Genomic DNA, 12,280 nt, shown 5'->3' with positions numbered 1-12,280 from the left:
GTAATAATATAACCCTGATTTATTTCTTTAACAACGATAATTTATGTGTGGGATTACATCTCGCACGATATCCGTGCGCCGCTGACGGTCGTGCAGGGCGGAATTCGGGCGATGATGCTGGGCATAGAGATCGAACCCGGCAGTAAGAACAAGCACCTGGAGACGATCTATGAGAAGGTTCTGGATATGAACAAGTTTATCGACGAACTCTTCCTGCTGAGCCGCTTCGAGCAGGCCGCGGCGATCGAGGAGACCGAACTGGCGGGGTAAGGGATTGGCTGGAAAAGGAGTTTCTCGCGCTGGCGCGCGATATCCGTCCGCCGGGAAGCCCTCCGTTTGAGTATTGTCGTTTTTTTTCTACCACTGCTCAATTGACATACAGCCTTCGCCAGAGCCCACTCTGGAGTGCCGATGTGCGATTTTTTAGAACAACGCCTCTCGTTTGAGCACTATGGGGAGACGTTACACGACTTTTTAGAACAATGTCCTCCGTTCGACCGCCAATCGGGTGACGTTACTCGATTTGTTAGAACAATGCCCCTCGTTTGAGCACCATTGAGGAGGAATTATACGACTTTTTAGAACAACTCGCTTTGCGAAGAACTTCAATGTTACGAATCGATGTACGCGAATGTCAGCCATAGTTTTTTTGCCGCGATTTACCTCCATTTTACTTGGGTTGTTTATTGTATCTACTACCAAGTTCATATGGAGGTTATATTGAAATGAGGTTTTCAATACGGGGAATATCCCGCGTTTTGCTCCTTCAGTTGATCGGAATTGTGCTATGGTCGTCCGTTCCTCTTCATCCGGCACAGGCGGCTTCGGCCTTCGCGGGCGGCGACGGCTCGGCGGGCAATCCGTATTTGATCGAGAATGCCGATCAATTCAATGAGATTCGCAACAATCTTACCGCCTCCTACAAGCTCATTCAGAATATCGATCTCTCTTCCTATGCTTCGGCGGAAGGGGGAAAAGGCTGGAAGCCGATCGGGGGCGTATTCGCCGGGCAACTGAACGGGGACGGCCACCGAATTACCGGCTTGTCCATTCGCCGCGGAAGTGAAGGCAAGGTTGGATTATTCGCATCCGTCAGCGGTCAAATCAACGATCTGAACATCGTTCAAGCCGATGTCGTCGGAGGAAGCCAGGTGGGCATTCTGTCCGGCTTTATGTATCCGGGTACGGTGGATAACGTGCATGTCTCCGGTGCGGTGGAGGGTCAATCCTATGTTGGAGGGATGATCGGCGAAAGCAATCACCCCCAGGTGCAGAGGTCCGGTGCGGCCGTTACCGTTAAAGGAAGCGGAAGTCATGTAGGAGGGTTAATTGGATCCATCGCGAATTCGACGAACGATTTCATCGTCATGAACAGTTACGCGGAAGGCGATGTCGAAGGAGAGCGTTACGTCGGCGGGCTTGTCGGATTTATACTGATGGGAACGTTGGAACGAAGCTATGCCTCGGGAACGGTCACCGGGGGCGATGAAGTGGGCGGGCTGATCGGAAGCGCTTATTACGGAAGCATTATCCGAGACAGTTATGCTCTTGGCGCGGTTAGCGGAAATTCGGCAATCGGCGGATTCGTGGGCAATATCTACGAATCGGAGTTCAGCGACAGCTACTCCGCAGGCGCCGTAGCGGGCAACTATAGCGTGGGCGGATTCGCCGGATACACATACAACTGGACCTTCAATCGGTTGTACTGGAATTCCGACGCCTATTGGTCGGCTCTCGGTTATAGCTCAGAGAACATAACCGGAATTTCGGGAGTCGACCTGTTCAAGGCCGCCAGCTTTGGAGGCTTGGATTTTGCCGGCAAGTGGGCGATTGCCGAGGGGAAGAGCTACCCCTATTTGCGAGGGAACGCTCCCTTGTGGCTGACCGGTCTGTCTGTAACGCCCGATACGGGTACGGCGGGGAACGTGTCGCCTTCATGGCATTCCCTCGTTCGTCAATACGATCTGAGCGTAACGGGCGACGTATCCTCGTTGACGGCTGTCCCGTCCGTCGCGAATGCAGATGCGGTCGTACAGGTGTCCGGAATGGACGGGCTGGCAGTCGGCGCCAACGCGGCGACGATATCGCTCCATGATCCCAATGGGGTAAGAAGCCCGCAAATTTATGCGATTCGTGTCCATAAGCTGACTTCGAACAATCTGTCCTCCGACGCCAGTCTGGCGGACTTGCGGATCGATGGAGTCTCGATTCCCGGATTCAGCGCGGGGACGCTCTCTTACACGGCTGACGTTTCGAATTCGACGACCGATGCGACGATAACGGCAACTCCGAATCATCCCGATGCGACTTATACGATAGCCGGGGGAGGCTCCCTGCAATTGGGGGACAACGCCGTCACGGTGACGGTGACCGCATCCGACGGGACGATCCGGACGTATTCGATAACGATTAATCGAAGTCGCTTCGCAGGCGGAAGCGGAACGGATGCTTCGCCTTATCTCATCGAGAATGCCGATCAGTTCAACGATATTCGCAACGATTATCAGAAAGTGTACCGCCTGGTCGCGGATATCGACCTTTCCGCCTATGCGTCCGCCAACGGCGGAGCGGGCTGGGAGCCGATTTATTTGGAAGGGAAGCTGGACGGCAACGGGCACGTCATCAAGGGCCTAACGATCGATCGGCCGTATGAGGACGTGGTCGGCTTGTTCCAATACATCTATATCGGCAGCGTGTCCAATCTGGACATCGTTGGGGCTTCCGTAGTGGGCAGAGACAGTGTCGGTATACTCGCCGGTCTGCATAATTCCAACTTGATATCGAAGGTGCGGACTTCGGGATCGGTCCAAGGGAGAAGCAATGTGGGAGGTCTTGTCGGCAGCCTGCATAGCGGCACGATCAGGGCCAGCAGTTCCACGGCAACGGTCGTCGGCAGCGGAGATGCCGTGGGCGGATTGGTCGGACAAGGCTATGCCGTCATCGAAACGAGTTACGCGGAAGGGAATGCGCAAGGCGCGAACAAGGTCGGCGGCTTGATCGGAGAAGATATCGGCGGAATGATCTCGAACAGCTTCGCGACCGGGAACGCCAAGGCGAATCAGGCCTCGGCCGGAGGCCTGATCGGAAGAAGCAGTCAGGGAAGCTACACCAATGTGTATGCAACGGGTCAAGTGCAAGGAGGCAGCGCGGCCGGAGGGCTGGTCGGCACCAGGACAAGCTCGACCTTCACGAGAGGGTACTGGAGCACGGCGACGACCGGGCAGAGCGCGGGCGCGGGTTCGGGGTCGGCTACCGGATTAACAGGGTATACGACCGCCCAGATGAAGTCCAGCGGAAGCTTCAGCGGCTGGGATTTCAGCGGTACGTGGAACATAGCGCCCGCAACGACGCCTTATCTTAGGGGCGCTCCGCTGCCGCTATGGCTGACGGACTTAACCGTTACGGGCAATACGGGCGGCGCCGTCAGCGCGCCTGTGCCGGACAATCTAACGCGTTCCGCTACGGTTGCGGTCGCGTCCGACGTGGAAGGCGTAACCGTATCGGGAACGGCAATCGATCCGTTAGCGGTCGTTGCCGTAAGCGGAGGCTCCAATCTGTCGGCCGGCAGCAATCCGATTGCGATAACCGTGACGGGAGCTAACGGCGATGCCGGTCGGGAATACACGCTCAACGTTGTCCGCTCCGATCCTTCCGGAGCCGGGCTAAGCGGAATAACGCTGTCGGCGGGGACGCTTAGTCCGGCATTCGCGGAAGGGACGGTCGGCTATACGGTCAGCGTTCCCTATGCGACATCGGGTTTGACCGTTACTCCTTATGCGGCCAATGCCGGGTCGACTGTGACGGTGAACGGCACGGGAGTTTCCAGCGGCCAGGCCAGCGGGAATATCGGACTTACCGCCGGAGCGGGCACGGTCATCACGATAGAGGTTACTTCGCAGGACGGTTCGAATACGAGAAGCTATACGTTGACGGTGAACCGGGCGGCAGGCAGCTCGAATGCCAATCTGAGCGCATTAACGACGACGGGCGGGACGCTCAGTCCGACATTTAATGCGGCAGTGACCTCTTATACTGCTGCGGGCGTCGCCAATACGACGACTGCGGTTACGGTGCGGTCGACGGCAGCCGATTCTACGGCGTCGCTGACGGTCCGGGTTAACGGCGGGACGGCAGTTGCCGTGACAAGCGGTCAGAACAGCTCCGCGCTTGCCCTTAATGTCGGAGTGAATACGATCGAGATTACAGTGACGGCGCAAGACGGTACGGAAAAGAAATATTCCATCTCCGTCACGAGGGCGGCAAGCACGGTTACTACTTTGAGCGGGCTCACGCTGTCTTCCGGAGCGCTTAGTCCGAGCTTTCTCAGCAGCCGAATTGCGTACACGTCAACGGCGGCCAGCAGCTATTCCAGCGTAACCGTCAGGCCGACCGCTACGCATTCGGGCGCGACGATTACGGTGGCCGTCAATGGAGGCGATCCGGTATCCGTCTCGAGCGGAACGGACAGCCCGGCCTTGAATTTGAATACCGGCGCCAATACGATTCAAATCGTCGTGCTGGCTCAAGACGGGAGCACGACGAGAACGTATACGATTACCGTGACCCGAAGCGCAAGCTCGGCGAGCGACTTGACGGCGTTCAGCTTTGACGAATTGACGCCTCCGGTGGCGGGGGTAATCAGCGGAACGAATATCTCGCTGACTGTGCCTTATGGAACGAACGTCGCGGAGCTGGTGGCGACGTTTACGAACTCGGCCGCGTCCACGGTAACCGTCGGAGGCGCAACCCAAACCAGCGGAGTGACGTCCAATGATTTCACGTCCGCCGTCTTATACCGGGTCACGGCGGAAGATGATTCTGCGAACAAAGTGTATACGGTGACGGTGAGCGTGGCGGCGAATACGTCGAAGGATTTGACATCGTTTGGCTTCGCCGGATTGACGCCTCCTGTGGCGGGGGTAATCAGTGGAACGAACATTTCGTTGACCGTGCCTTATGGAACGAACGTCGCGGAGCTGGTGGCGACGTTCGGCAGTACGGGGGCGTCAGTCGCGGTCGGGACGGATGTACAGGTGAGCAGAACGACGCCGAACGATTACACGTCTCCGGTAGTCTACACGGTGACGGCGCAGGATGGCAGTACGAAGGACTATACCGTGACGGTGAGCGTGGCGGCGAATACGTCGAAGGATTTGACATCGTTTGGCTTCGCCGGATTGACCCCTCCTGTGGCGGGGGTAATCAGCGGAACGAATATCTCGCTGACCGTACCGTACGGAACGAACGTGAGCGCCTTGGTGGCGACGTTCGGCAGTACGGGGGCGTCAGTCGCGGTCGGGACGGATGTACAGGTGAGCGGAACGACGTCGAACGATTACACGTCTCCGGTAGTCTACACGGTGACGGCGCAAGATGGCAGTACGAAGGACTATACGGTGAGGGTGACCGTGGCGGCGAATACGTCGAAGGATTTGACGTCGTTCGGCTTCGCCGGATTGACTCCTCCTGTGGCGGGCGTGATCAGCGGAACGAATATCTCGCTGACCGTACCGTACGGAACGAACGTAAGGTCCTTGGCAGCGACGTTCGGCAGTTCGGCGGGATCTTCGGTGAAGGTTGGGACAATCGCTCAAGTTAGCGGAACGACGTCGAACGATTTTACGTCTCCGGTAGTCTATACCGTGACTGCGCAGGACGGCAGTACGAAGGACTATACGGTGACGGTGACCGTGGCTGCGAACCCGTCATCCGGCGGCAACGGGGGAAGCAACAACGGAGGGAGCAGCAGCGGGGGGGATGACGGGGGGCAAGCGGATAATACGCCAATAGCCGACGATGAAATTGCCATCAAAGCAGGGCAGTCCGGAACCTTCAGCCGCGCAGAGGAAATAAGCCTCGTTATTCCAAGCGGATCAACGGTGCGGGATATGCTTCTGCAGGTGAAAAAGATAACCGACGTATCGGGGCTTCAGGCTAACGGCGAACAGTTAATCGGCCCTGTGTATGAGCTGATCAAAAAATCATCCAATAATTTCACGAAGAAACTGCTGCTCCGGCTCAATTTCGATCCTTCACTATTAAGCAGCAATCAGAGGCCGTCCGTTTTCTATTACGACGAGAACAGCAAAGCATGGGTAGAGCTCGGCGGTGTCGTCGAAGGCAGCAGCCTTGCGGTGGAGATCGATCGTTTTGCGAAATATGCTGTGATGCCTGTCCGCAAGGATTCGACTAATGAGACGACGTCTCCGCGGTTTAACGATATAGAGGGACATTGGGCTGCGTCGGCCATCGTGCAGGCAGCGACGGCAGGAATCGCCTCCGGTTATTCGGATGGCACGTTCCGTCCGAATGTTGCGATTACAAGAGCGGAGTTCGCGGTTATGCTGGTTAAGGCGCTCGGGATTCAGGGAGAGGGAGCGGAGTTGCGTTTCAGCGACCATCCGGCAATCGGCAACTGGGCGAAGGATGAAATTGCCTTGGCGGTGAAAGCGGGCATCATCAGCGGCTATTCCAATGGCACTTTCCGTCCCAATGCGCTCATCACGCGTGCCGAGATGGCGGTTATGCTGGCCAACGCACAGCATGCAAAACCGGAAAGCGGTGCATCGACGACCTTCGCGGACGATGCGGAAATTCCTGCATGGTCCAAGGGGGCGATCAGAACGATCGCCGAACAAGGAATCGTGCAAGGCAGAGGCGGCAACCGATACGCGCCTATGGCTACCGCCTCTCGGGCGGAAGCAATCGTTGTTCTCTTGAAGCTTGCCCGGATCGTCAACTAAAGGAACAAAGTGTAAATAGTAAGCCGCAGTCTACTCTTCGCGAATGGAAGAGCAGACTGCGGCTTATATCCGTTGCTGCTCGAACCGGACCGACGAGGAAGGGGATGGGCCGAGACGAATAAGCGCGTCCGGCGGTACTACCGCGGCGGGAGAGGAGGGGACCATGCGGATAAGCGCGCCCGGCGGTACTACCGCGGCGGAAGGGGATGGCCCGGGGCGAATAAGCGCGTCCGGCGGTACTACCGCGGCGGAAGAGGAGGGGGCGAGGCGAATAAGCGCGCCCGGCGGTACTACCGCGGCGGGAGAGGAGGGGCCGGGGCGAATAAGCGTGCCGGGCGGTACTATCGCGGGGGAAGAGGATGGCCCGGGCGAATAAGCGTGCCGGGCGGTACTATCGCGGGGGAAGAGGAGGGGCCGAGGCGAATAAGCGCGCCGGACGGTACTACCGCGGTGGAAGAGGAGGGGGCGAGGCGGATAAGCGCGCCTTGCGGTACTACCGCTCCTCCACATCCGCATCAAATCATCAGCAAATCTCGAATCTCTTCCTCGGTAATCGAAGACAGAGCTTCCAGTCCCGGTTCGATGACCTCGTCGATGAGATGTTTTTTTCGCTGCTGGATCGCGTACATCTTCTCTTCGACCGTGTCCTGGGCGATGAGCCGCACCACTTGAACGACGTTTTTCTGTCCCATGCGGTGAGCCCTGTCCGCTGCTTGCTGCTCGACCGCCGGGTTCCACCAGAGATCGTAGAGGATGACGGTGTCGGCGCCGGTCAAGTTCAGACCGGTTCCGCCGGCTTTCAGCGAGATGAGGAACAGCTCGCGCTCGCCGTCGTTGAACCTGCTGCACAGGTCCACGCGCTCGGCTGCCGGAGTCTGCCCGTCGAGATAGAAGAACGGAACGCCCTGATAGCCGAGCTCCCGGGAGATCATGCCCAGCATTTCCGTAAACTGCGAGAAGACGAGCATCCGCTTGCCTGCTGCGCGGCATTCCTCGATCAGCTCCAGGAGCTGGTCGAACTTGGCCGAACCGCCATCGTAACCTTCGACGAACAAGCCCGGATGGCAGCAAAGCTGGCGAAGCCGGGTCAGTCCGGCCAAAATCTTGATTCGGCTTCTGCCGAAGCCTTCCTCGTCGAGATGCTTCAGCGTCTCTTTGCGCAGCTTGGCGAGATAGCTCAAGTAGAGCTTTTTCTGCTCGGGCAGCAGTACGGAAGGTTGTACGGACTCGATCTTCTCCGGCAGCTCGGAGAGCACGTCGGTCTTCAGGCGGCGCAGCAGGAACGGCCGAATCCGCTTGGCGACGGCTTCCCGGGTAAGCTCCGAGAACGTTCGGCGGTCCTGGAACAGCTCGGGGAACACGACGTCGCAGATCGACCACAGCTCTTCCAGCGAATTCTCGATCGGCGTCCCCGTCAAAGCGAATTTATGGCGGGCTTGCAAGGCTTTAACCGATTGGGCCGTCTGGGTCGCGTAGTTTTTGACCGCTTGCGCCTCGTCCAGAATCAACGCGTGAAAATAAGCCTCCGCATACGCCTCGACGTCTCTGCGAAGCAGAGGGTATGAGGTGATCAGCACGTCTATTTGGGAGAGCTGCGCCAGAGTGCGGCTGCGTTCGACCTTGTCTCCGTCGGCGACGACCGCGCGAACTTCGGGAGCGAACTTGCGAAGCTCGTTCAGCCAGTTGTAGCTGAGCGAAGCGGGACAGACGATAACGGCGGGCTGCCCGTGGCTGCGGATTTCGGGGAGCGCCGATACGAGATAGGCGATGCTTTGGAGCGTTTTCCCAAGCCCCATGTCGTCCGCCAGAATACCGCCGAACCGGTAATGGGCCAGCGTTCTGAGCCATTGGTAACCGAATTTCTGATAGTCTCTCATAATAGAAGAGAGAGAGTCCGGCACCGGAAAATCAAGGCTGTCCGGATTGCGCATATTCTCCAGCATCCCGCGCAGCGACTTGCCCAGCTTCAAGGCGGGCTCCCGGTTTTCCGCGTCGATCAGGTGCAAGCCTCGAACAGCGGGAAGTCGGAATTCCGAGCCTATCAATGCGCCCTTGTCCACCTTCATGACGGAGATAAAACGGTTGATCGCTTCGTAATCGGGCGTCTCCAGCGGAAGCAGCGCTCCGCTAGGGAGCTTGCAGTATCGTCTCTTTTCGCTCAGCGACTGGATCAGATTGCGAATTTCCGTCTCCGGCACGCCGTCCAGCTCGAATTTGCACTCCAGCCAATCGGTCCGCTCGTCTACGTCGACGCGGATTCTCGGAGGGGCATGCCCGACATGAAGCCTGATTTTCACCGCGGTGGTGGCGTACACCTTCAGCAGCTTCTCGAGCTGGGGAATGACATGGTACAGAAAATCGTACTGCCCCTCCTCATCCTCCATCAAGTAGCCGCTTTCCGTTTTCATGAAATTCGCCTGCTCCATCAGCTCCAGAATGCGAGCTTCCTTGTCGCCCTCCCGCATCAGGATTCGTCCCGCTCTGCGGCTTCCTTCGGCGTTCTCCAGCGGATTAATGACGATGTCCCCGTAATAGAATTCAAGTCCGGCCAGCAGCCGGTCTCTCACTCGGTCAAGGTAGAGCTTCGCTTTTAACGGAGCTTGGACGACTTCCTCGGAGACGGCCTGGGACAGTCGGACGCTGCCGAGCCCCATCAAGCCGGGAACGACTCGCTCCATGAACGGAGCCATCTGTTCGGGCGAGATCCGGATCGTGCGGGCGTCCCGGGCATTGGCCAGCATTTTCTGGAGTTCGGCGAGACGTCTGCAGGGCTCGGGCTTCAGCTTAAGCAGCGCGCCTTCCGACAAGATGACGCCGTAAGATTCGAGCACGGTAAGCCGGTCGAGTCCTTGCACGTTCATTCGATATCCCGCCGAATTGTCCGTCCGGGCGCTGGAGTCGTCTCTCTCAAGATCGAACAGCAGCGGTACAGGCATGTCCGAAAAACGCAGTCCCTCGTAGGACATGCCGTCGTACTCCAAGCGTACGGACGGGGCCTGCGCCAACAAAGGAGCGAGTTCCTCCCATGGAGAAGGCGGAATCAACAGCGCGCGTTCCCCGCCTGCGGGATTCGCATGAGCGGCATATGCGCTCGAAGTGTCGCGGTACATTTTCTCATTGCGATGAATTTCAATAAGCTTGCGAATGATGGCGTCGTTCGTCTCGTGGAAGCAGTGCAGCTCGGGATCGTACGTAAAATGTCTGGAACACTCGCACCGCTCCCGCTGGCCGACGCGTTCGAGAAAGTCCCGCAGCTTCGGCACGACGTACAGGCGCTGCGATCCGATTTTCAGCTCGATGGAGAACATGTTTTTGCGGTATCCGTACGGGAACAGGCTGACGATGAACTCCACGTTCAGAGGCTCGCGCGAATCGAAGATCGTCGACGCGCGGCTGGAGCGGGCAGGCTTCGGGTCGAACAGACCGAGCATGACGTCCGTTAGCGCGGCTTCCGTCGGGACGGCAGGCGAAGCGGGGCTTCTATCCGGTAACCGGACGGGGGCCGCAGTACTGCTCTTGGCCGATTTGACGGCGCTGTGCTGTCCGGATTGCTGAAGCTCGTACAGGGTCAACAGGGCGGCGGCAATATGGCGGCAGCTCTGGCTGGCGGACAGGTTAAGACTCAGGCACTCGCAATCGGCGCGAACGTCCCCGTCATCTCCGGCACGAATATCGACGCGGAAAAGAGAGTGCGTGCCTTTGACCGTCGCCGCGCAGACGAGAAGGGCCGGGTCGTAGTCGACGATCGAGACTTTGCCCGCCCGGCAATCGACCTCCCCTCTCTCGTAAGAGTAGGAGCCGCATATCGTTTTGATCTTTTTTTTCGTCAGTTGGAAGCTCATGGAAGGGTCTCCTGATTCGGAACTTGTTGTCCCCATGATACCAGAAATTCACGAGGCCGACGAACGTCGGATCACGACCCGATTCCGGCAGGATAGACGGCTGTGTCCGAGGGAATGCCAAGAAGGAGCGGTCATGATGACCCGCCCCTCCTGGAATTGGATTGTTTCCGTTTATTTCGCGGTCAAGTTGATGTGATCCAGATGGGTATCGTCGTTGAAAATAAAGGATAATGCGTAATCCCCGCGATGGTAGACGACTTTTTTCTGGACGAGCTTGCCGTTTTTGATCGTTTTCGATGAGTTGGGGAGTCCCCATTGGCGCACCAGCATTTTCAGGGTGATTCCTCCGATATTCGTCTGCCGCTCTACGTTCGTGCCGAAATAGCGGATTTCGCGTATCTTATTTAGCTTATAGCTTATGGCGTAGCCCGGATGCCCCATCTCGGCATGGTAGACGTCGAAGTCGTCGGCATGTTTGCCGGGAAAATCGGGGGCGCCGATTTGCTTCCGGACATCCTGTCGCGAACCGGTTCCTATGGCAAGACCGGTCATGGCCCCGGGGAATTCGCCTTTAAGGGCCGGTTTGTAGAAGCTGTTCAAAGTTTGCAAGGCTTGAGCCTGATCGGTGCTGACGGCTGCGGCGGATGCGGGTTGAGGCGCGAACGGATGACCTGAAGCTCCAATAGAACCTGCTGCTATCGCTGCGCTCAGGAACACGACGCCTGCGGATTTCTTGAGATGCTTCATTTTGATGTCCTCCCTTGATGTCTGGATAAAAGCATGTATGTGTATATAAACGAGTCTCCAAAAAAGAAAGTTGCAAGTCGGCGGGGCTGGACAAGCCAGGTCCGCTTTCAGGCCGCGAGGAGCTTGGGCCGTTCATGCCGGACACATGCTGTTGTGATCGGTCAATGGCTGGATGTGACTAGTCGGCAGTTGACGGAGAAATACAAAAAAGTCCGCTGCTCCAGATGAGCTAACGGACCGAGACTAAGAAATTCGGAGAGGAGACTAGCTCCGTTCCGCCAGATTGGCAAGAGAGCGGAGCCGCTCTTTGCGCCCCGGCAGTTGGGACAGGAAGATCCGCAAATCCGGGAAATCGCTCAGATTCAACGTATAGTAGACCCACTGGCCGCGTTTTTCCTCGCTGATGAGTCCGGCCGTACGGAGCTTGCGGAGATGCTGGCTCGCGTTCGGTTGGCTCGTGCCCAGCAATTCTACGATGTCCGAGACGCAGAGGTCCTTTTCCTGCAGCAGACCCAAAATAGCCAACCTCGTACGATCTCCCAGCAACTTCAACAGCTCCGCCATTTCGCTCAATCGATCGCTCATTTTCTCCAACTCCCTCTGTCCGGCTGAACTCTAGGATGATCTGATGAATACTCCCGCCACTTACCTATGCTGTCGCTTCGGCTGAAGTGAGGGTTTCTGATGTCTCAACCTGACTTCTTCAGGATGCTTAACACCAGCGGAGTTGACACGTTGACGGACTGGTTACCGTCCAACCCCTCTATCCCATCCGTGTTCTTGGCAAATACGTTTGGGAATACTTTGCGCATAATGTTGGCTGCGCCGTTCACATCGGCGTGAATCAAGCCCTTTATGCTTGCATACAGCCCGCGATGAACCCGCTTGCCGGAGAACGTCCGCCTCCCCTCTTCGCCATAACGGGGCAAGGGATCGTGATCCAGAAAG

At 57.5% G+C, this 12,280-nt stretch carries 6 protein-coding genes and 1 pseudogene; 3 read left to right on the top strand and 4 right to left on the bottom strand.

Annotated elements, in window-relative coordinates:
• Positions 1 to 45 precede the first annotated feature (45 nt).
• The 3 genes from B0G52_RS10950 (at position 46) to B0G52_RS10940 (ending at position 7,119) form a co-directional block, all read left to right on the top strand.
• A complete protein-coding gene (locus tag B0G52_RS10950) occupies positions 46 to 270 on the top strand; it encodes a histidine kinase dimerization/phospho-acceptor domain-containing protein (RefSeq protein ID WP_158223659.1) in 225 nt (74 codons plus the stop codon).
• Positions 271 to 725: 455 nt separating this feature from the next.
• A complete protein-coding gene (locus tag B0G52_RS10945) occupies positions 726 to 6,743 on the top strand; it encodes a cadherin-like beta sandwich domain-containing protein (RefSeq protein WP_094044097.1) in 6,018 nt (2,005 codons plus the stop codon).
• Between the two features lie 163 nt (positions 6,744 to 6,906).
• Positions 6,907 to 7,119, top strand: coding sequence for a hypothetical protein (locus tag B0G52_RS10940; RefSeq protein ID WP_094044095.1), 213 nt, complete (start codon positions 6,907 to 6,909; stop codon positions 7,117 to 7,119).
• 139 nt (positions 7,120 to 7,258) lie between these two features.
• Here B0G52_RS10940 and B0G52_RS10935 read toward each other — a convergent pair whose 3' ends face one another.
• The 4 genes and pseudogenes from B0G52_RS10935 to B0G52_RS10920 form a co-directional block, all read right to left on the bottom strand.
• On the bottom strand, positions 7,259 to 10,585 hold the full coding sequence (locus B0G52_RS10935; RefSeq protein ID WP_094044093.1) for a DEAD/DEAH box helicase: 3,327 nt from the start codon (positions 10,583 to 10,585) through the stop codon (positions 7,259 to 7,261).
• Positions 10,586 to 10,756: 171 nt separating this feature from the next.
• Entirely contained in the window at positions 10,757 to 11,332 is a 576-nt protein-coding gene (locus B0G52_RS10930) for a YjgB family protein (protein ID WP_094044092.1), read from the bottom strand.
• 264 nt (positions 11,333 to 11,596) lie between these two features.
• Positions 11,597 to 11,917: an ArsR/SmtB family transcription factor gene (locus tag B0G52_RS10925; RefSeq protein ID WP_094044090.1), complete on the bottom strand. Its 321-nt coding sequence runs from the start codon at positions 11,915 to 11,917 to the stop codon at positions 11,597 to 11,599.
• Positions 11,918 to 12,021: 104 nt separating this feature from the next.
• A pseudogene (locus tag B0G52_RS10920) lies at positions 12,022 to 12,280 on the bottom strand (RNA-guided endonuclease InsQ/TnpB family protein); the annotation flags it as partial.

The organism is Cohnella sp. SGD-V74 (assembly GCF_003001675.1).
GTDB lineage: Bacteria > Bacillota > Bacilli > Paenibacillales > Paenibacillaceae > Cohnella.
This window is presented reverse-complemented; position numbering and strand designations above follow the sequence as displayed.

Bases quoted from the DNA above. Each gene is read 5' to 3' on its own strand.
- B0G52_RS10945 (WP_094044097.1), top strand. From the start codon at position 726: ATGAGGTTTTCAATACGGGGAATATCCCGCGTTTTGCTCCTTCAGTTG.
- B0G52_RS10940 (WP_094044095.1), top strand. From the start codon at position 6,907: ATGCGGATAAGCGCGCCCGGCGGTACTACCGCGGCGGAAGGGGATGGC.
- B0G52_RS10935 (WP_094044093.1), bottom strand. From the start codon at position 10,585: ATGAGCTTCCAACTGACGAAAAAAAAGATCAAAACGATATGCGGCTCC.
- B0G52_RS10930 (WP_094044092.1), bottom strand. From the start codon at position 11,332: ATGAAGCATCTCAAGAAATCCGCAGGCGTCGTGTTCCTGAGCGCAGCG.
- B0G52_RS10925 (WP_094044090.1), bottom strand. From the start codon at position 11,917: ATGAGCGATCGATTGAGCGAAATGGCGGAGCTGTTGAAGTTGCTGGGA.